At 68.1% G+C, this 18,993-nt stretch carries 17 protein-coding genes and 1 pseudogene; 8 read left to right on the top strand and 10 right to left on the bottom strand.

Going from position 1 to position 18,993, the window contains the following annotated elements; all coding sequences use genetic code 11:
* Window positions 1-589: 589 nt before the first annotated feature.
* Window positions 590-1,648 (bottom strand): IS630 family transposase, encoded by a 1,059-nt coding sequence (locus AB0878_RS04400; RefSeq protein ID WP_366576391.1) that lies wholly within the window; start codon window positions 1,646-1,648, stop codon window positions 590-592.
* 235 nt (window positions 1,649-1,883) lie between these two features.
* Window positions 1,884-3,011, bottom strand: coding sequence for an IS701 family transposase (locus AB0878_RS04395; protein ID WP_366576990.1), 1,128 nt, complete (start codon window positions 3,009-3,011; stop codon window positions 1,884-1,886).
* Between the two features lie 293 nt (window positions 3,012-3,304).
* On the opposite strand from AB0878_RS04395, the gene AB0878_RS04390 reads away from it, so the two are divergent.
* The 3 genes and pseudogenes from AB0878_RS04390 to AB0878_RS04380 all read left to right on the top strand — a co-directional run bounded on the left by AB0878_RS04390 (window position 3,305) and on the right by AB0878_RS04380 (window position 7,316).
* A complete protein-coding gene (locus AB0878_RS04390) occupies window positions 3,305-5,917 on the top strand; it encodes a glycosyl hydrolase family 18 protein (protein WP_366576389.1) in 2,613 nt (870 codons plus the stop codon).
* A 201-nt stretch (window positions 5,918-6,118) separates the two neighbouring features.
* Window positions 6,119-6,771 (top strand): annotated as a pseudogene (locus AB0878_RS04385) (IS5 family transposase); the annotation flags it as partial.
* Between the two features lie 23 nt (window positions 6,772-6,794).
* Window positions 6,795-7,316 carry a hypothetical protein gene (locus AB0878_RS04380; RefSeq protein WP_366576387.1) on the top strand — a complete coding sequence of 174 codons (522 nt, stop codon included), beginning with the start codon at window positions 6,795-6,797 and terminating at the stop codon, window positions 7,314-7,316.
* Window positions 7,317-7,608: 292 nt separating this feature from the next.
* Here the strand turns inward: AB0878_RS04380 and AB0878_RS04375 are convergent, their stop codons facing one another.
* Window positions 7,609-7,773, bottom strand: a complete 165-nt coding sequence (locus AB0878_RS04375) for a hypothetical protein (RefSeq protein ID WP_366576385.1) — start codon at window positions 7,771-7,773, stop codon at window positions 7,609-7,611.
* 367 nt (window positions 7,774-8,140) lie between these two features.
* On the opposite strand from AB0878_RS04375, the gene AB0878_RS04370 reads away from it, so the two are divergent.
* On the top strand, window positions 8,141-9,514 hold the full coding sequence (locus AB0878_RS04370) for an MFS transporter (protein ID WP_366576988.1): 1,374 nt from the start codon (window positions 8,141-8,143) through the stop codon (window positions 9,512-9,514).
* A gap of 41 nt (window positions 9,515-9,555) precedes the next feature.
* Here the strand turns inward: AB0878_RS04370 and AB0878_RS04365 are convergent, their stop codons facing one another.
* Window positions 9,556-9,762, bottom strand: a complete 207-nt coding sequence (locus tag AB0878_RS04365; RefSeq protein WP_366576383.1) for a hypothetical protein — start codon at window positions 9,760-9,762, stop codon at window positions 9,556-9,558.
* 458 nt (window positions 9,763-10,220) lie between these two features.
* Here AB0878_RS04365 and AB0878_RS04360 point away from each other — a divergent pair, with 458 nt between their 5' ends.
* Complete coding sequence (locus AB0878_RS04360) at window positions 10,221-10,445, top strand: hypothetical protein (protein ID WP_366576381.1); 225 nt, start codon at window positions 10,221-10,223, stop codon at window positions 10,443-10,445.
* Between the two features lie 59 nt (window positions 10,446-10,504).
* On the opposite strand, the gene AB0878_RS04355 is transcribed toward AB0878_RS04360, so the two are convergent.
* Together AB0878_RS04355 and mobF are read right to left on the bottom strand one after the other, a co-directional pair.
* Window positions 10,505-10,636 (bottom strand): hypothetical protein, encoded by a 132-nt coding sequence (locus tag AB0878_RS04355; protein WP_366576379.1) that lies wholly within the window; start codon window positions 10,634-10,636, stop codon window positions 10,505-10,507.
* Between the two features lie 38 nt (window positions 10,637-10,674).
* Complete coding sequence (gene mobF, locus AB0878_RS04350) at window positions 10,675-11,676, bottom strand: MobF family relaxase (RefSeq protein WP_366576377.1); 1,002 nt, start codon at window positions 11,674-11,676, stop codon at window positions 10,675-10,677.
* Window positions 11,677-11,699: 23 nt separating this feature from the next.
* Between mobF and AB0878_RS04345 the strand changes: the two genes are divergently transcribed.
* Window positions 11,700-12,509 (top strand): CU044_5270 family protein, encoded by an 810-nt coding sequence (locus AB0878_RS04345; RefSeq protein ID WP_366576376.1) that lies wholly within the window; start codon window positions 11,700-11,702, stop codon window positions 12,507-12,509.
* 4 nt (window positions 12,510-12,513) lie between these two features.
* On the opposite strand, the gene AB0878_RS04340 is transcribed toward AB0878_RS04345, so the two are convergent.
* Both AB0878_RS04340 and AB0878_RS04335 read right to left on the bottom strand, forming a co-directional pair.
* Window positions 12,514-13,284 carry an enoyl-CoA hydratase/isomerase family protein gene (locus tag AB0878_RS04340; protein WP_366576374.1) on the bottom strand — a complete coding sequence of 257 codons (771 nt, stop codon included), beginning with the start codon at window positions 13,282-13,284 and terminating at the stop codon, window positions 12,514-12,516.
* Window positions 13,281-14,192: a PaaX family transcriptional regulator C-terminal domain-containing protein gene (locus tag AB0878_RS04335; protein ID WP_366576373.1), complete on the bottom strand. Its 912-nt coding sequence runs from the start codon at window positions 14,190-14,192 to the stop codon at window positions 13,281-13,283. The genes AB0878_RS04340 and AB0878_RS04335 overlap by 4 nt, the downstream gene beginning before the upstream one ends.
* A 132-nt stretch (window positions 14,193-14,324) precedes the next feature.
* Here AB0878_RS04335 and AB0878_RS04330 point away from each other — a divergent pair, with 132 nt between their 5' ends.
* Window positions 14,325-15,962 carry an ABC-F family ATP-binding cassette domain-containing protein gene (locus AB0878_RS04330; protein WP_366576371.1) on the top strand — a complete coding sequence of 546 codons (1,638 nt, stop codon included), beginning with the start codon at window positions 14,325-14,327 and terminating at the stop codon, window positions 15,960-15,962.
* A 4-nt stretch (window positions 15,963-15,966) separates the two neighbouring features.
* Here the strand turns inward: AB0878_RS04330 and AB0878_RS04325 are convergent, their stop codons facing one another.
* Together AB0878_RS04325 and AB0878_RS04320 are read right to left on the bottom strand one after the other, a co-directional pair.
* The gene (locus tag AB0878_RS04325) at window positions 15,967-16,395 is read right to left on the bottom strand and encodes a PPOX class F420-dependent oxidoreductase (RefSeq protein ID WP_366576369.1); all 429 of its coding nucleotides are present in this window, start codon (window positions 16,393-16,395) and stop codon (window positions 15,967-15,969) included.
* A gap of 125 nt (window positions 16,396-16,520) precedes the next feature.
* The gene (locus AB0878_RS04320; protein ID WP_366576367.1) at window positions 16,521-17,468 is read right to left on the bottom strand and encodes a methionyl-tRNA formyltransferase; all 948 of its coding nucleotides are present in this window, start codon (window positions 17,466-17,468) and stop codon (window positions 16,521-16,523) included.
* 147 nt (window positions 17,469-17,615) lie between these two features.
* On the opposite strand from AB0878_RS04320, the gene AB0878_RS04315 reads away from it, so the two are divergent.
* A complete protein-coding gene (locus AB0878_RS04315; RefSeq protein ID WP_366576365.1) occupies window positions 17,616-18,956 on the top strand; it encodes a lysine N(6)-hydroxylase/L-ornithine N(5)-oxygenase family protein in 1,341 nt (446 codons plus the stop codon).
* Window positions 18,957-18,993: the final 37 nt, after the last annotated feature.

Raw genomic sequence — 18,993 nt, 5'->3', positions numbered from 1 at the left:
CTCCCCTGGGGGCCGGACTCAAGATCGCCGAACCGAGGGCGGGCGTTACGGCGACCGACGGAAAGAGGCACGGACCCCGCCGGATCCGTACTGTCTCCCCGATCACAACCTCAGCTCGACAAGTGACGCTGCCCTGACACAACACAGCGGTGCGCCTGCCTGATCGTGGAACTCGATCGCTACACCGCGGTCACTTGACCCCCAGGACTCAGACACTCCCCTGACGTGCGAAAACGGCGAAACTTGATGAAGCCCTTGTCGCTCGCGCCCTGCTGTTTTTCCGCCGTCGCTCGACTCGCTGTCCCCGAGTTGTCCCCACGTTTACCTTGTGCCTGATGTCTTGCAGTGCGCCACCTTGTTGAGTCGCCGCGACCGTGCTGGTCTCCACGCGAGGCCGGTTCGAGGCATGCAGCTGCGCGGTGCGTAAGGGCCCGCCGCATCGACTGTTCGCGCGTTGTGACACCAAGTCTTGTTGGTCACGGTCGCGACTCGACGTCCGGGACTGGCGGTCGGCTGCCGATTCGTCGCCAACGATTCCCCCCGAGGTCGCGGAATGTGATCTCTAGTGTCGTGAGTCGTTAATTAGTTGTCAGTATGCGGAGAGGGTTTCCAGGATCTGGTCGGCTGGCTTGGTCCAGGCGAACGGTTTCGGGTCGGCGTTCCATTCGTTGATCCAGCACCGGACGTCGCGTTCGAGTTCGGTGACGCTGCGATGGGCTGAGCGGCGCAGCTTGCGGTTGGTCAGTTCGGCGAACCATCGTTCGACCAGGTTCAGCCAGGAACTGCTGGTCGGTGTGAAGTGCAGGTGGAACCGCGGGTGCCGGATCAGCCATTCCTTGACCTTGGGTGTCTTGTGGGTGGCGTAGTTGTCCAGCACCAGATGCAGGTTCAGGTCTTTCGGGACCGCGGCATCGATCAGCTTCAGGAACCGCAGGAACTCCTGATGGCGATGTCGACGGTAGTGCTGTGCGATCACCGAGCCGCTGGAGATGTCGAAGGCGGCGAACAGGCTGGTGGTGCCGTGCCGGACGTAGTCGTGGGTCATCCGTGCCGGGGTGGTGGGCATGATCGGCAGAATCGGTGCGGTGCGATCGATCGCCTGCATCTGGGATTTCTCGTCGACCGCGAGGACCAGCGCGTTCTCGGGTGGGCTCATGTAGAGGCCGACGACATCGCGGACCTTGTCCACGAATTGCGGGTCTGTGGACAGTTTCCAGGTCTCGATCGCGTGCGGTTTGAGCCCGAATGCCCGCCAGATCCGCGAGATCGCTGACTGCGACATCCCCGTGGCCGAGGCCATCGAGCGAGTCGACCAGTGCGTGTCCTGGCCCGGCGTTTCCTCCAGCGTCTTGGTGATCACCACGTCCACCCGCTCGTCAGTGATCAGGCGCGGCCGGCCAGGGCGAGGCTCATCCGACAAACCCTCCAGCCGGTCTTCGGCAAACCGCGACCGCCATTTCGACACCGTGTTCCGTGAGACACCCACATCCCCGGCGACCTCGCCGATCGACCCGCCCTCGGCGCAGCGCAACACAATCCGGGCTCGCAACGCCAGCGCCTGCGCGGTCTTGCGGCGACGCGCCCACCCGGTCAACACCGACCGTTCCTCATCAGAGAGCACCACGGGGTCAAGCTTCGGGCTCGGCATCACCACACCCTACAGCTGCCCACGAACTACCGACTCAGGACACTAGTTACCCCGAACTAGTACTGCAACGGCAGTTAGGTGAGTGGGTAGCCGCGTCGTTTGTAGTGGCTGAGCCGTGCTTGGTGTTGTCGTCGGCGGCGGAAGCGGGACCATGCCCAGATGTGGTCGGCGGCGTCGGTGACGCGCAAGACCAGCTTGGTGAGCAGGCGCCGGATTTCCGGTATCGTGAATCCGATCATGCCTGGCTCGGTGGTACCGGTTCCCCTTTTATGGCAAGGGATCGGGAGACGGCGAGCCAGGCGTGGGCGAGCATGGACAGGGTGATGTGGGCATACCAGGCCCGCCAGGACCGGACCTGGTAGTGATCGAGTCCGGCTTCGTTCTTGGCCTGCTGGAAGCATTCCTCGATCCGCCAGCGGGTGCCGGCGATCCAGGCCAGGTCCAGCAGCGTCGAGCGGCGGGGTCCATAGCAGACGTAGTAGGCGATCTCGGACGGATCCGAGAGTGAGCGGCGGGCGAGCAGCCAGTGTCCGCGCCCGGGCGGCCAGCCGATCCGGATCGGCACTCGCGCCCAGTCGTACTCGCGCGGCCCGTGCGCCCCGGCCCCGACCGACAGCCGCCGCCACGCCCGGGCAGGCAGGCTAGCGATCAGCTGGTCGGCTCGGGCTTCGCGACCGCCGGTGGTGACCAGGGTGTCGTTGACCTTGGTGGCCAGCACGTGTGCGGCGTCGTGTGCTTCCAGCCACAACCGCAGGTATTTGCCCTGACCGTAGGCTTCGTCAGCGGTGATCCACCCGAAGGGCACCTTTGTGGCGAACGCCCGCGCCAGCATCGCCATGGCCTGGCGCGGCTTGGTCTCGAACCCGGTCCCTTCCGGGATTCCCGCCCGCCGGCACCGGGCGGGGTCGGCGATCCAGGGCTCGGGCAGATACAGCTCGCGGTCGATCAGCGCATGCCCACGCTCGGAGGCATAGGCCAGGAACGTACCGATCTGACAGTTCTCGATCCGCCCGGCAGTGCCCGAATACTGCCGCTGCACCCCGGCCGACATCGTGCCTTTCTTCAGGAACCCGGTGTCGTCCACGATCAGCACCCCACCCGGCTCACCCAGATGCTCGACCACGTAGTCGCGAACGTCGTCACGAACACCGTCGATGTCCCAGTCCGCCCAGCGCAGCAACCGCTGCATCCCATCCGGCGACACCTCACCGGCCTGCTCGGCCAGCGTCCATCCGTTCGTCCGCTCCAAACCCGCGACCAGCCCGGACACATACTCCCGCGCACGATTACGCGGCTCCGACCGCGCGAACCGGCCCCGCTCATGCACCCGGTCCAGCTGATCCATCGCCACATCGACCACCACCACGATGATCTACCACAACACCACCAACTGCCGTTGCAGTATAAGCCTGGAACCCGCTGGCCAGAGTGATATGGATCTGCGATCGCCCAGCCAATGCGTGGTCTGTTACACGTGATCTCGCAGCTCGCCCGCACTGCGGGCAGCCGATCTCTACCGCTCAGCGTTGGCCTCGTTCCGATGTCCCCCAACGGCCTAACAGTCAGCCAGCCGGGTTTGGACACCGTGCGGGAAACCGGCGCCGGTCATGCTCGTATCTCTCGGCCCTCGGAAATGCGGAGTCGTCCAAAACGGGCGTGACGCAGCACTCAGCTCCAACGGGCAATGTTGCCGGACTACCGGACCACAGCTTGATCGTTGTTACGGCCACGATCGATCACCCGGCCCTACTATTCACCCCGCTCGCTGGTCCCAACCACATGCTCACAACGAAAGGTTCTCTCATGCGCTCTTCGAGAAGGGGTAGAAGACCCCTACGGAAACTGCTGGTGGTGCTGGTCGCCTGCCTAAGCCTCGACGCCGCCGTACCGGCCATTGCGCACGCCCAGGCGGCGACACCGAGCCAGGCACCGGCCCATGCGCCGGCGAAGTCTCGCGTCACGAACGCCGATCACTATCCGTCGCGCGCGGCCGCGCTCACCGCATACTGGACGCCGCAGCGGGAGAAGAAGGTGTTGGCCGCCCACCCCGACGTCGTGCAGGGCCTTCTGTCGGCCAAGGCCACGAACCCACAGGCCAGGAAGTTCCTGGCGGATGTGCCGAGCGGGACGACAGTGAAGAGTGCCGCCGTTCAAGTCCCGGCCCAGGAAGGCGATGACGATCTATTCGCGGGCCTGAGGTCAAAGATCGGTCTTCTGCTGTTCGAGGACAGCGCCGGAAACGCAAACATCTGCACGGCATTCTCGATCAGCCCGGGCCAGAACGCCGGCCTCATCCAGACCGCCGCCCATTGCGTCAAGGACGCACACGGCTGGTCCCAGAACACCTTCTTCATCCCCGAATACGGCGTTTCCTGGGACGCGGTGAACAACGTGCCCACAGGTCCGTGGGGTGGCTTCGCCGGTGACGGGATGTGGTCGGGCCTCAACGACGCCGAGATCGCGCAGCAGAACATCGACATCTCACGCGACTTCGCCTTCATCAACATCGACCCGAATCCCGCCGGCCAGCGCCTCGTGGACGCCGTCGGAGCCCTCGCCACGATGCGCCCGAACAACGTGGAAGACGAGTTCGTCGCCGATGTGTTCGGCTACCAGAGCGGGGACGCGGGACAGCCCGGGCTGACGGAGTGCACCGACCCCGGCGCGGAAAAGGTCACCACGAACGGCCTTGAGACCTGGCTCTCGTCGTTTTGCGTCGGCAGCCCGGGTAACAGTGGAGGCCCGATCTTCGTCTGCGTGCAAACGTGTGACAACACCTTCCAGACGCCGTTCGTCGTGGGCAACACCGCCTGGTCCAATGGCCAAAGCATCACCTCCGGCCCCATGTACAACGGCGCTGTGCTGGCGATGTGGGAGTTCGCTCAGGGCGGTCTCGCGGTTCCGGACCCCAACAATCCGCCCACCGTGCCCACCGACCCCGATCATGACGAGCTGCTGGCCATCCCCTCGTCCGCGGACAGCGCTCCCCAGCCGGCGTCACGCACTGCGTACTACACCAGCTGGTCGATCTACGCCAACAACTTCCCGCTCAAAGACCTCGACACGCGAGGTGCCGCCGGGAAGCTGACCACGCTGAACTATGCGTTCGAAAACATCGACCCGGTCAACCTCACGTGTTTCGCGGCGAACAAGGCCGGCTCGTCGGACGAGAGCGACACGACCGGCAACGACGGCGCCTCTGACGCCTGGGCCGACTACCAGGTCGGGTTCAACGCCGACAATAGCGTCGACGGCTCCACCGACGCCTGGGACCAGCCGTTGAAGGGCAACTTCAACCAGCTCAAGCAACTCAAGGCGAAGCACCCGAACCTGAAAGTGCTGCTCTCGCTGGGCGGCTGGACGTACTCGAAGTACTTCTCCGACGTGGCGGCCACCGACGCCTCGCGCAAGAAGTTCGTGAGCTCGTGCATCGACCTCTACATCAAGGGCAACCTGCCGGTGCTCGACGGCAGCCCGGCCGGCGGCCAAGGTGCCGCCGCGGGGATCTTCGACGGGTTCGACATCGACTGGGAGTTCCCAGCCAGCGGCGACGGCCACGCGGGCAACCACTTCAGCGACGCGGACACGGCCAACTACGCCGCGCTGCTCCAGGAGTTCCGTACGCAGCTCGACGCCCTGGGCGGCAAGCACTACAGCATCACCGCCGCCCTGCCCGCCGGGCCGACCGACATCGCCAAGCTGCCGCTGCCCCAGCTCTCGGGCGTGCTCGACATGGCCGACGTGATGACGTATGACATGCACGGTGCCTGGGAAGGCACCGGACCGACCAACTTCAACGCGCCGCTGACCAACGCGCAAGGCAACCCGGCCTTCGCGCAAGGACTGGACGTTTCCGACACCGTGTACCGCTACGTCACCCTCGGCGGCTTCCCGGCGTCGAAACTGTCCATCGGCATCCCGTTCTACGCGCGCGGCTGGTCCGGCGTCCCCGACGGCGGTCAACACGGCCTCTACCAACCGGCCACCGCCCCGTCACCGGCCTTCCCGCTCTCCCAGCAACCGGGCGTCGCCTTCTACAAGGAGCTCAAGGACGCCGGTAAGCTCAACGGCTACTGGATGGACGGGGCTTCCAAGAGCACCTGGGCCTACGACGGCACCAACTGGTGGAGCGTCGAAACTCCGCAATCGATCTCCTACAAACTCCAGTTCGTCCACGACCAGAACCTCGGGGGCGTGATGATGTTCTCCCTGGAAGGGGACGACGCGAACAGCAGCCTGCTGAACGCTTCGGTGGGTATCACGCAGTAGCAACGGATTACGCCCTGTCCTGCCCCGGTTTTTGAGGCAGGACAGGGCTTCTCATTTCGCTGTGATCGACGAGCTGGGCGTCCCGGTAGCACTCGCCGATAAAACAACACTCAAGAGCGTGCCTCGTATGGATCTTGTGGCTGGTGGTACATGATCGTGTGCCGTGGTCGATGCGTTGTCCCGGCGGTTGGTGCCGGACGAGGGTGCGCGTGGCGAATGCTGCCACCGTCGTTCGGGGTCACGGTGCCGACCGCGCATCGCCGGTTCACCGAATGGACCAAAGCCGGTCTATGGCCCCGGCTGCACCGGGCTGTCCTGGACGAACTGGGTAGTCAAGGCGAGATCGACTGGTCCCGGGCAGTCCTGGACGGAGCATCGGTGCGCGCGAAAAAAGGGGACCCATGACCGGCCCAACCCGGTCGACCGCGGCAAGCCCCGAATCGAAGACCCATGTTCTGTCCGACCGCGCCGGCCTGCCCCTGGCGGGCGCGGTACTCGCCGCCAACACCCACGACTCCTCCGCCCTCACACCTCTGGTCATGGCGATCCCGTCGATCAGGTCCCGGCGCGGACCCCGCCGCCGCAAACCCGGCAAGCTGCACGCCGACAAGGCCTACGACCAGGCCGACCCGCGGGACCGGGTCCGCGACCGCGGCATCGCCGCGCGCATCGCCCGCACAGGCATCGAGACCAGCAAGAAACTCGGCAAACACCGCTGGGCCATCGAACGATCCATCGCCTGGCTCTTCGGCTACCACCGACTGACCATCCGATATGACCGCCACGCCAACCACTTCCGCGCCTTCCTCACCCTCGCTGCCACCCTCACCTGCTACAAGAAACTCACCAAATGAGACACACTCTTAAGATTCCCGCAGTGAACTCGACTGTGACTACCAGCCTCGTGTCGTGGGTCGCGTCTTTGAACGCGCAGGTTCAGGGCGCGGCTGTCTCGGCAACAGCAACGCTGGTCGGCGTCTGGGGGACGGCGTTTGTGGCGGTCGCCGGGTTCAGGCAAGCGCGACGGCTGTCCGAAACGAACCTGATTGGCCACCGCCAACAGATCGTCTCCGAGCGGCGATTTGTGGTGTACGAGGACGCGGTCAAGTACCTGCTCAAGCTGGCGCGGCTCCGCCCTGAGAACTACAACTTCTGGCCGGAGATGAGCGACTACCCGCCGGCAGAAACTGAGATCACCGGCGAGGAACACGTCGACATGGAAGCGCGGCTTGTGGCCTGGGCATCGCCTGAGATTCGCGCGCTCTGGAAGGAGATGGAAGAGGCGGATCACGTGGCCGACGTCGCTCGGGACACCGTCCATTTCCTGAAGGGCCGGGCTGCGTATGGCGTACCGAGGGACCCCGTGAGCGCGGAGGAGATCGCTGCGCGCGAGTCCTAGGTCACTGACAGTACGCATGAGGCTGGCCGAAAAGGGACAAAAGTAATTGAAGCTATGCAGGCTAAACTACTCAGCGTGAGTCGCCCTTTGTAGGTCTCCACCTACAAGTGGGTGGCCTCTTGACCATCTCGTCGACCTGGCGTAGCCCGATCACGTCGTGTCGAGGGGGCACTTCCGTCCGGTCTGGAGCCTGCCGGCCGAACTGCCCCTTTGACACGGCGTGATAGCCCTCGGGGAGGTCGGCGAGGTGGCGACAGGTCACTCACGGACGCAACGGGCCTGCGCTTCTCGATCATCTCGGTCGGGTCGTCCCGGCGTCCGCCGCGACCTTCGCCAGGGACATGCCCGGGTAGCCATCTTCGACGAGTCGCCGGATGGTCGCCTTCAGCACCGCGTCGTCGACCTCGCGCGTGCGCAGCCGCCCCGCCGTCGCTCGGCGACCGTTCACCTCGGCCATCCCCGTCCTTCCGTCACCTGGAGGTCGAGTGTAGAAGCCCGGCGGTGCCCGAATGGGATTCAGCCGTTTTCTACGACAAGTCGTGCCTGGTTGGGCCCCCACCGTCCGCACCGCCATCACCGCCCTGGGCAGCTACGACCTCACCAACACCGGCGAACTCCGGAACATCAGCGGCTCGTGACCGGGGCGCCCGACCGCGGCCGTGATTGCCGCAGCACGGGCATCTCGATCGTGACGGACGGGCCGGGTGATCACCCACAAGCGGCGCCCGGTCACCGCCGGCAGGATCGCCTCCTCCCCCTCAAGAGCAGAACGGAGTGACCAAAGCCACATGATGGCGATAGTTTTGTGTACTTGGATGCCGTCCATGCCAACGCAGAGGTCCACACCCGGCAATCGCGTCCTCGCAAAGGTCGCCATCCGGGTCATGCCGTTCCTGGCTCTGTTGTACTTCGTCAACTACCTCGACCGTGTGAACACCGGTTTCGCTGGACCGAACGGAATGAACAAGGAACTTGGGCTCACCTCCACCGCGTTCGGGTTCGCATCGGGCATCTTCTTCCTGGGGTACCTGATCCTGGAAGTCCCGAGCAACCTCGCACTGCACCGCTTCGGCGCGCGCCGCTGGCTCGCCCGAATCATGATCACCTGGGGTGTGGTCGCAACCGTGCTGGCCTTCGTACCCAACGCGACAACGCTAATCATCCTGCGGTTCCTACTCGGCGTCGCCGAAGCGGGCTTTTTCCCGGGCATCATCCTGTACCTGACCTACTGGTTCCCAGCAGCACAACGCGCGAAAGCAGTCGCATTGTTCATGGCGGCGATCCCCGTCTCCTCGGCCATCGGCTCGACCGTCTCGAGCCTGCTCATCGCGCACGGCGACGGTGTCTTCGGTCTCACCGGCTGGCGGTTCATGTTCCTCGTGGAGGGCATCCCTGCGATCCTGCTCGCGTTCGCCACCTGGTTCTACCTCACCGACCGGCCGGAGAAGGCCAAGTGGCTCACCGAGGACGAGCGCGCGTGGCTCTCCGACGAGATCGCCGCGGAGCGCCGGGCCACCGAAGCCGAGCACCACTGGCCACTGAAGAAGGCACTCACCCATCCCCGGATCCTGGCGCTCGCGTTCGTGTACTTCGGGATCACTTACGGATTGTTCGCGCTGGGCTTCTTCCTGCCCACCATCGTCTCGGGTTTCGGCGCACAGTTCGGCACGAAGCTCTCGGTGACTCAGTCCGGCCTTGTCACCGCGATCCCGTACGTGATCGCGGCCGTCGTCATGGTGTTCTGGGCGCGGCACGGCGATCGCACCGGCGAGCGGAAATGGCACGTGGCGCTGCCCATGATCCTCGGCGGTGTCGCGATTCCCATCGCGTTGTACCTCGGCAACCCCTACGCCGCGATGGTCGCGGTGACCATCTGCGCCGTCGGCGTCTGCTGCGCGCTGCCGACGTTCTGGACACTTCCGTCGAACTTCCTCTCGGGCACCGCGGCCGCCGGCGGGATCGCGCTCATCAACTCACTCGGCAACATCAGCGGCTTCGCCGCCCCCTATGTCACCGGTTGGCTGCGCGATCTGACCGGCACCCAGCGCGCCGGACTGTGGGTCGTGGGCGCCTGCATGGTCGCCGGGGCCCTGGTCGCCGTCGTATTAGGAGCCAAGCCACGGACTCTCGCCCCGACCGCGTCGAAAAAGTCCCACCCTAGGACAGGGCGAACCGAAGAAGGGGACTTCCACCGGTAGTGGGAGTCCCCTTCCGTCGTTGCTGCGTCGTCGCGACCGGATTAGGCGATTGCTTCGGCGATGTCCAGGCTGGCGCGTAGCCGGGTGCCGACCCATGTGCCGACCGGCGGCGAGACTGTGTTGCCGAAGCCGTCGACCTGGTCGACCGCGACCAGGTCGTTGAGGCGGAACCGGCGGCGCCGCGTGGCCGGCCGGTGTGTCGCGGTGCGGCTGCGCGCCGACGCCGTGCGGCACTTGCGGGCCGCCATCAGAGGTCGCCTTCCTGGTCTAGAAGCACGGGCAGGCATCCGCAGTCGTCGTCCTCGTCGTGGTGGTAGCCGATGCAGCGGTCATCGGTGCAGCCGCACTCATCGTCGTGCCAATGCTCGGTCTGGAAGTTGCGCCGCGCCCACTCGGCGGGGGTGATGCCGGCGTCGCGGAGCTGTTCGCGGGCTTCGTGGTTGAGGTCCGTGTCGGTGTCCTCTGCGTCAATGGAGAAGGTGTTCGTGGTGGCGGTGGTCGCCTGCCTGCCTCCGACCTGGGTAGAGTCGGGGCCGGTCGGGCCAGCTAGTCCCTGGCCCGACCGTCTTTCCTGGTCAGCGCTGCTCGGTGGCGCCGCAATCGGATTTGCAGCAGACCCAGACCGCCGGGTCCACGTTGGATTTCACGAAGCAGTGGCCGTCGCCGTTGGCGGGGTCGCAGTTCATCGGGCGCACCTCCTCTCGCGGTGGTCGTCGGGCGGGCAGGTCTGCGGGCCGAGTTGCTGGGCGAGGCGGTGGCGCAGCATCACGAGGTGCTCGATGACCTTGTCGAGTTCGGCGAGGGCCCGGGTACCGGCGTGGGCGCGGCCGGCGGCGGACAGGCTCTGCCAGTCACCGAGCGCGGCCCACTGGCCCAGGCGGATCGCGACGCCGGCGTTGAGGGCAGATTTGGATGTGCTGAATCCGGCTGATCAGCTCACGGCAGTCGCCGGTGGGCATCGTGTTCGGCGATCGCTGGTCGTGTCGGGGATCAGAGGTAGATGCGGCTGGTGAGGAACGCGGCCGGGTTGTCGGCGCGGCCGACGAAGGCGCGGTCGTCGGAGCTGACGCTGGCCAGCACCCGGGTCTGGGTTTCGCCGGTCGCCTGGCAGCGGTCGAGCACCTTGTGCTTGAGGGCGCCGTAGGCGTCGGCGCTGGCGATTATGTGCAGGTCGCGGGGGACATGTCGCCGACCGCGTCGGCGAACTCCTGTTCAAGCGTCCGCGAGTCGTCCTGCCGTGCCGGCTGCGTCAGCACGGGGATCGGCTTGGACACCGGCACGTCGTCGGTTTCGACGGTCGGCCAATTCGGGCCGTCGGTGTTCGGCCGTGCGATCAGGTTGGTGAGGGCGGCGGCCAGGTCGTCGCGGTTGGCGTGCATGATCGCCAGGAACGCGGCGTCCTCCTCGTCGTCGAGGTAGCGCTCGTCGTTCTGCAGCGTGGCCTGTCGCTGCAGCCGGTCCAGCTCCAGCGAGTTCGGCTCCCGGCGGAACCGCATCTCGAACGCCTCCACTAGCGCGGCGGTCTTCTTTGTCACCGCGCGCCGGCGCGAGCTGAACAGGTCCATCGCCCGCTGGTCCATACCCACGATCTCGCGGGCCGTCCCGTCCGGGCGCGTGGCCACGCGCAGGCCCAGCGACTGCGCCAGGTGCTCCTCGGTCGTGCGCTCCCCGACCGCCGCGGCGGCGCCCCGGAACTTGTGGATCGCCTTCGAGTCCAGCGTGCGCCACTTGCCGTCGGAGCCCTGCACGCGGTTGAGGATCGGGTTGTGGATGTGTAAGTGCGGGTCGTGATTGCTCGAGTCGTGCTGGAAAAACGACGCGATCACCCAGTCATGCGCGTCAAGGAACCGACCGGCGGTGCCGCCGTGGTGCCCGACCCGGGAGTAGCCGGCGTGCTCGGACAGGTAGTCAAGTGCCGCGCGGTTCCCGGCCCAGATCTCGTCCTCGACCGCGTCGCGGTGCGCCCGCCACGACGCCGCCGCCACCCTGGCGTCGTCCCGGCGCCGCGACAGCTCGGCCAGCTCCCCCGGGTCCGCGCTGCCCGCACCGGCCGCCGCCTCGAGCGCAGCGGTGAGACGTTCAGCCGTCCGTTCAGCCTGAACCTGCTGCGCCTCGAACGACGCGTGCAGCACCGTCACCGACTTCTGAACGCTGAACGTCACGTCCAAAAACGGGACGTTCTTGCGTGCGCTTTTGTTCGCCTCCAGCCGCAACTGCTCGCGGCGTTCCCGTCGCGAGCGAGCGCAGCCGCAAGACCGGGAAACGCCTGTGGCAGGCCGGCGCCGCGACAGTGGGGCTCGCCGCGGCCATCACCGCCGTCGTCTCGTTCGCGCCCACCGGCGACGGCCCGCTGACGCCGCCGCGAGCGGCCGCCGACCCCGTGCGCGTGCTGCACGGCGCCGCGGCCGAGGCGCTCAAGCTGCCCGACGCCCCACCGCGGCCCGACCAGTTCGTGTACGTCAAGACCCAGTACGCGTACAGCGACCGCGAAGCCTGGATCTCCGCCGACGGCAAGCACGACGGCTACGTCAAGCAGGACGGCCAGGCCTTCCCGTTGCCGGCGTGCGTCGACGGCAAGTACCGCGTCGAGGGCGCGAACAATCCGGCCGCCAACGGCACCGAAGAGCCGTGTGTCGTGATGCCGGCCTACCGGACCGACCTGCCGACCACCACCGACGCGATGTTCAGCTACCTGAACAAGAACACCAGCGGCGACGCGAACGCCATGGGCAAGGACGTGCAGATGCTCGTCGGCGAGGCCTACCTGCCGCCGCGGACCAAGGCCGCGCTGTTCGACGCCGCCGCGAAGGTGCCGGGCCTGCAGGCCGTGGACCACGTGAGCGACGCGGCGGGCCGCCCGGGCGTCGGCATCACCTGGCCCGGCCACGACGTGACCCTGGTCTTCGACGCGACGACCTACACCTACCTCGGGACCACGCAGGGCGCCGTCGTCGGCTACGGGATCGTCGACCGGGTGGGGCAACTGCCGCGCTGAGGGCTCAGCGGCCGGTGAAGCTCGCCTTGCCGGGTCCGTCGGCGAGGAACGACTTCACCGCGCCGCGCAGGTCCTCGGTGTCGAACAGCTCGGCGGCGATCGAGGTGACGTGGGCGTTGGCCTCGGGCACGCCGCCGTGCTCGAAGTGGGCCAGCACCCGTTTGGTGGCCGCGTGCGCCTGCGTGGGGCCGGCGGCGAGGCGGGCGGTGAACTCGCGCGCCGCGGCGTAGAAGCCCTCGTCGGGCAGCACGCGGTTCACCACGTTCCAGCGTTCGAGCGTCTCGGCCGGGTAGGTGTCGCCGGTGAACACGAACTCCTTGGCCCGCGCCACTCCGGCGCGGGCGGCGAGGCGCTGGGTGCCGCCCATCGTCGGCGTCAGGCCCACCACCTTCTCCACGAGCCCGAACTTCGCGCGCGAAGCGGCCAGCAGCAGGTCGCACGCCACGGCCACCTCGAACGCCCAGGTGAGGCACAGGCCGTGCGCGGCGAACACCGTGGGGAACGGCAGCGCGGCGATGCGGTCGGGCACCCTGAGCAGCTCGTCGAAGAACACCTTCGCCTCGGCCGGCGAGCCCTGGGCGTCGAAGAGCGCGACGTCCACACCGCCGCTGACCACGCGGCCCTCGGCCCGGATGAGCAACGCCCGCGCCGGCCGGGCTTCGAGATCGGTGATGGCTTCGAGCAGGTCGCGTTGCAGCGAAGCGGTGTAGAGGTTGAGCGGCGGGGCGTCGATCGTCAGCACCGCCAGGCCGTCTTCGCGGTCGAGCCGGGTCACGCGTTCTCCTCGTTGTCCAGCAGCTTGTCCCAGTACGCCTGGGCCGTGGGCCGCCATTCCACGTGCTTGCGGTGGAACAGCTCGCTCGCCTTGCGGCCGCTCCACTCGGCGGGCAGCAGCTCGGCCGGCAGCCGCGGGTCGAGGAACGGGAAGCGCCGCCATTCGTGCACCAGCTCGGTCTGCGCGCGCAGCACGGCCGGGTCGCCCGCGGGGCGCAGGCCGGTGAAGCGGTCGATGAAGTCCTCGTAGCGGTCGGTCAGCTCCGAGAGGTCCCACGACCGCTCGACCATGCTCTCCTGCTCGCCGACCTCGCCGTACGCGGCCGTGAACGACATCGCCTGGGCGTCGAGCTGCAGTTCCGCCACGATCTGCTGCGCTTCGTGCTGCCGGCTCGGGTCGGGGCTCACCCACACGCCCGCGACGGGCGAGCCGAACCCGGCCCACGTCAGGCGCGTGCGCAGGCGGTGGCGCAGGTCGCGTTTGGCCTCGGGCACCGACACGATCAGCATCAGCCAGCGGCCTTCCCACGCGACGGCCTCGCGCCCGAACGCGTAGATCCGGTCCGCGCCTTCGGTGAGCAGGCGGCGGCCCGGCGGCGTGAGCGACCAGCGCACGCGCCGCCCGACGCGTTCGGACACCAGCCAGCCCTCGGCGGCCGAGCGCGCGAGGGCCTGGCGCGCCGACTTCTCCTCGATGTCCAGCATGCCCAGCGCTTCGACGAGCATGGACGTCCACACGGGACGGTCGCGGGGCAGCACGTACTCGCCCAGCACGGTCATCAACAGGGACCGGGCACTCGCGTGGCTCACCTCGCGGCGCCTGCTGACCGTCGGCCGCGGCGCCACCGAGCGGGGTTCCCGCTGCTTCGCGCGCTGGCCGAGCGTGACCGACGTGGCGGGTTCCGCCATCGCTTTCACCGACCTCACTGCTCCGTGGTACGTAACCCGCCCAGGCTACCCACGTTCAGTGACGGGGACGACACTCGACACACTGGGAGCGCGTCGTCGGCCGGAAGCGCCACCCGTAGAATCAGCGGGGAAATGAGCGCAACACTCGTCGCGAAGGGCCTGGCCTCCGGCCACGGCGACCGCATCCTGTTCTCCGGCCTCGACCTGGTCGTCGCTCCCGGCGACGTCGTCGGGCTGGTCGGCGTCAACGGCGCCGGCAAGTCCACGCTGCTGCGCACCCTCGCGGGCCTGCAGCCGCCCGAGTCGGGGGAGGTCCGGCTGAACCCGCCGACGGCCACCGTCGGTCACCTCCCGCAGGAGCCCGAGCGGCGGCCGGGGGAGTCGGTGCGGCAGTTCCTCGCCCGCCGCACCGGGGTCGCCGAAGCGCAGCGTGAGCTCGACGCCGCCACCGAAGCGTTGACGGAGGGCGTGGCGGGTGCCGACGACACGTACGGCACGGCGCTCGACCGGTGGCTCGCGCTCGGCGGCGCCGACCTCGACGACCGCGCCGGCGAGGTGGCGGCGGAGCTGGGGCTGGCCGTCGACCTCGACCAGCCGATGGTCTCGCTCTCCGGTGGGCAGGCCGCACGGGCCGGGCTCGCGTCGCTGCTGCTGAGCCGGTACGACATCTTCCTGCTCGACGAGCCCACCAACGACCTCGACCTCGACGGCCTCACCCGCCTCGAGCGGTTCGTCACCGGCCTGCGCGCCGGCACGGTGCTCGTGAGCCACGACCGCGAGTTCCTCGCGCGCACCGTGGACCGCGTCGTGGAGCTGGATCTCGCGCAGCAGCAGGTGAACACGTTCGGCGGCGGCTACGAGTCCTATTTGGAGGAACGCGCCGTCGCGCGCCGCCACGCGCGCGAGGACTACGAGGAGTACGCCGCCACCCGCTCGGCGCTGGAGGCGCGCGGGCAGATGCAGCGCTCGTGGATGGAGAAGGGCGTCAAGAACGCGCGGCGCAAGCAGACCGACAACGACAAGGTCGGCCGCAAGTTCCGCAGTGAGGCCACGGAGAAGCAGGCGTCGAAGGCGCGCCAGACCGAGCGCATGATCGAGCGCCTGGAGGTGGTGGACGAGCCGCGCAAGGAGTGGGAGCTGCGCATGGAGATCGCGGCGGCCCCGCGCGCGGGTGCGGTCGTCGCCACGCTCCGCGGTGCCGTCGTGCACCGCGGGCCGTTCACGCTCGGTCCCGTCGACCTGCAGGTGGACTGGGCGGACAAGGTCGCCATCACGGGCGCCAACGGCGCGGGCAAGTCCACTTTGCTGGCGGCTCTGCTCGGCCGGCTGCCGCTCGACGAGGGCAGCGCCGCGCTCGGATCCGGCGTCGTCGTCGGCGAGGTCGACCAGGCGCGCCGGCTGTTCCTCGACGACGTCCCGCTGGCCGACGCGTTCGCGCGCGAGGTCCCGGAGCTGCCCGACGCCGAGGTCCGCACCCTGCTCGCCAAGTTCGGCCTCAAAGCCGCGCACGTGCTGCGCCCCGCAGCCACGCTCTCCCCGGGCGAGCGCACCCGCGCGGCGCTGGCGTTGCTGCAGGCGCGCGGGGTGAACCTGCTCGTACTCGACGAACCCACCAACCACCTCGACCTGCCCGCGATCGAACAGCTCGAGTCCGCTTTGGACCGCTACCCCGGCACACTGCTGCTCGTCACCCACGACCGCCGCATGCTCGACGCCGTCTCGGTCACGCGGCGCTTCGAAGTGGCGGACGGGAAAGTCACCGAGTCCTGACGCGTCAGCCAGCCACGGCGTCGACGCCTGTGGTGTGCGTGGGGTGGACCACGACGAGGACCTTGCCCGGTGAGGTGGCGTAGCCGACGAACTGGTCCACGCCTTCGGCGGGCAGGTAGCGGCGCGCGATGAGCTCCGAGCCGCTGCGGACGCGGGTGGGGTCGGTGACGATCTCGGCCGTGCCGTTGACCGAGACGAAGCTGTAGGGCGCCACGTCGTCGTGCACGGTGAGCGCGACTTCGGCCGAGGCGGCGATCGCGCGGCCTTTCACGCTGTCCTGGGTGATGTTGACCAGCAGGTCGTCGCCGTCGGTGGCGAACCAGACGGGGACGGCGTGCGGGCGGCCGTCGGCACGGACGGTGACGAAGATGGCGCTGCGGTTGCCTTCCGCGAGGAAGGCGCGAGCGCGCTCGGCGGACATCGGGGTGGCCATGGTGCGTTCCTCCAGTGGTCGGGCCCGGCACACCGGGTCACGGTTGCGGCCACCGTAACCCGGCGCACCGACAATCTCGGCTCACCGGAAGTTTCAGCCGATCGGCGAAATCCCGATCCGCACATTCAAGGCCGATCGGTGAGGTACCCGCCCATCGTCGTGAAGTAGTCGGCCGCCGCCAGGTCCGCGCCGTCCTCCGTGCGCACGCGTTCGACCAGCAGCCCGGGGGAGTGGCCGCGGCGCGCTTCGGGACCGGCGACGATCACCACGCCGTCGCCCTCCTTGATGAAGATGCGGCCCGGCGTGCCGCCGTAGTGCCCGGCCGACACCGACGCGCGCACGATCCGCAACGGAAGACCGCGGTGGTAGGCGAACGCGTTGGGATACGGGTCGGACTGCGCGCGCACCAGCCGTTCGATGTCCGGCGCGGGCCACGTCCAGTCGATGAGACTGTCGCGCGGGGCGCGTTTGTGGAAGAAGCTCGCCTTCGACCGGTCCTGGGCGATCGGCGCCACGGTGCCCGTCCCGATGAGCGAGAGTGCCTCGGTGACGATCGGCTCGATGAGATCCACCGTGCGGTGGAACAGGTCCGTGGTCGTGTCCTTCGGGCCGACCGGCACGGCGCGTTGCACCACGATGTCGCCGGCGTCGAGCTCCGTGTTCATCAGGTGGGCGGTCACGCCGACCTCGGGCTCGCCGTTGACCAGCGCCCAGATCAGCGGCGAGAACCCGGCGTACGCGGGCAGCAGCGAGTCGTGGACGTTGAGCGTGCCGTGCGGCGGCAGGGTGAAGATCTCCGGCGGCAGCCAGGTCCGCCAGTTGTTCGCGACGATCAGCTCCGGCTCCGCGGCCTTCAGCTCGGCCAGCAGCTCGGGATCGTCGGGGCGGTTGCGCAGCAGGGCGCGGATTCCGTGGGCCTCGGCCAGCTCGGCCACCGAATCGTCCCAGATCTTCTCGTACGCGTGGTCGCTCTTCGGGTGCGTGACCACGAGGACGACCTCGTGACCGGCGTCGATGAGGGCCCGCAAGGTGCGGTGCCCCCAGGTCTGGTAGCCGAACATGGCCACGCGCATCGGCGAATCCCTTTCGCGTTCGAGGGGACGAACATCACCCACACGGTACTAGCTGAGCCTGTCCTAAGTTAGGTTAGGGTTTCCTGAGCTTTTTGAGTCGGAGCTGAGCCGAACCGAGATGCGGCAGTGCCGCGCTAGGGGACTTTCATGTCACGAGCAGTGGTCGATGGCCAGGTGCCGGTGTACGACGTGGTCGGGGTGGGGTTCGGACCATCGAACCTCGCCCTCGCGATCGCGCTGACCGAGCACAACGCCGCGCCCGGGTCCGGTGACACGGTCACCGCGCACTTCCTCGAGCGCCAGCCGCGGTTCGGCTGGCACCGCGGGATGCTGATCGACACCGCGACGATGCAGGTCTCGTTCCTCAAGGACCTCGCGACCATGCGCAACCCGACGAGCGAGTTCAGCTTCCTGAACTACCTGCACGCCAAGGGCCGGCTGGTCGACTTCATCAACCACAAGAACCTCTTCCCGCTGCGCATCGAGTTCCACGACTACTTCGAGTGGGCGGCGGCCAAGGTCGACGACGTCGTGTCCTACGGCAGCGAGGTCCTGTCGGTCGAGCCGGTGCGCGACGGCGACGAGGTGGTCTTCTTCGACGTCCGCGCGAAGTCCGGCGACGAGATCGTGGAACTGCGCGCCCGCAACCTCGTGCTGGGCACGGGACTGCGGCCCAACCTGCCCGAAGGCGTCAGCGGAAGTGAGCGGATCTGGCACAACAGCCAGCTGCTGCCGCGCGTCGAACGGTTGCGCGGCAGCGAACCGAAGCGGTTCGTGGTGGTCGGCGCCGGCCAGAGCGCGGCCGAGGCCGCGGCACTGCTGCACGACGAGTTCCCGCACGCCGAGGTATGCGCGGTCTTCGCGCGCTACGGCTACAGCCCGGCCGACGACAGCTCGTTCGCCAACCGCATCTTCGACCCGGATGCGGTCGACCACTTCTACAGCGCCAGCGAGCCCGTGAAGGACCGGCTGATGCGCTACCACGGCGCCACGAACTACTCCGCGGTCGACCTCGACCTGATCGACGACCTCTACCGCCGCGTCTACCAGGAGAAGGTGCTCGGCGTGGAGCGGCTGCGGCTGTTCAACGTCTCCCGGCCCGTGGACGTGACCGACCACGGCACCCACGTGCGCGCGACCGTCGAATCGCTGACCACCGGTGAGCGCGCGGTGCTCGACGCCGACGCCGTCGTCTACGCCACCGGCTACCTGCCCGCGGACCCGACGCCGCTGCTCGGGGAGCTCGCCGCGGGCTGCCGGCGGGACGCGGAAGGCCGGCTGCGCGTTGAGCGCGACTACCGCATCACCACCGACGCCGCCGTGCGCGGCGGGCTCTACCTGCAGGGCGGCACCGAGCACACGCACGGCATCACGTCGTCGCTGCTGTCCAACACCGCGGTGCGCGTCGGCGAGATCCTGCAGTCCATTGTGGATCGCCGGGCCGCCGTGGCCCACCTGCCCGAGTACGCGGTGAGCGGCACGCGCTGACGGCGCTGCGCCCAGTCAGTCCAGCTTCAGTCAACGG

The sequence above is a fragment of the Amycolatopsis sp. NPDC047767 genome (assembly GCF_040704195.1).
In the GTDB taxonomy this organism is placed as follows: domain Bacteria; phylum Actinomycetota; class Actinomycetes; order Mycobacteriales; family Pseudonocardiaceae; genus Amycolatopsis.
The sequence above is the reverse complement of the archived record's forward strand: the minus strand, read 5'-3'. Positions and strand labels throughout refer to the sequence as shown.

What these genes read in the sequence shown, in the direction of transcription:
- AB0878_RS04400 (WP_366576391.1), bottom strand. Translation starts at nt 1,648, where the DNA reads ATGCCGAGCCCGAAGCTTGACCCCGTGGTGCTCTCTGATGAGGAACGG.
- AB0878_RS04375 (WP_366576385.1), bottom strand. Translation starts at nt 7,773, where the DNA reads ATGGCCGAGGTGAACGGTCGCCGAGCGACGGCGGGGCGGCTGCGCACG.
- AB0878_RS04370 (WP_366576988.1), top strand. Translation starts at nt 8,141, where the DNA reads ATGCCAACGCAGAGGTCCACACCCGGCAATCGCGTCCTCGCAAAGGTC.
- AB0878_RS04365 (WP_366576383.1), bottom strand. Translation starts at nt 9,762, where the DNA reads ATGGCGGCCCGCAAGTGCCGCACGGCGTCGGCGCGCAGCCGCACCGCG.
- AB0878_RS04335 (WP_366576373.1), bottom strand. Translation starts at nt 14,192, where the DNA reads ATGGCGGAACCCGCCACGTCGGTCACGCTCGGCCAGCGCGCGAAGCAG.
- AB0878_RS04330 (WP_366576371.1), top strand. Translation starts at nt 14,325, where the DNA reads ATGAGCGCAACACTCGTCGCGAAGGGCCTGGCCTCCGGCCACGGCGAC.
- AB0878_RS04325 (WP_366576369.1), bottom strand. Translation starts at nt 16,395, where the DNA reads ATGGCCACCCCGATGTCCGCCGAGCGCGCTCGCGCCTTCCTCGCGGAA.
- AB0878_RS04320 (WP_366576367.1), bottom strand. Translation starts at nt 17,468, where the DNA reads ATGCGCGTGGCCATGTTCGGCTACCAGACCTGGGGGCACCGCACCTTG.
- AB0878_RS04315 (WP_366576365.1), top strand. Translation starts at nt 17,616, where the DNA reads ATGTCACGAGCAGTGGTCGATGGCCAGGTGCCGGTGTACGACGTGGTC.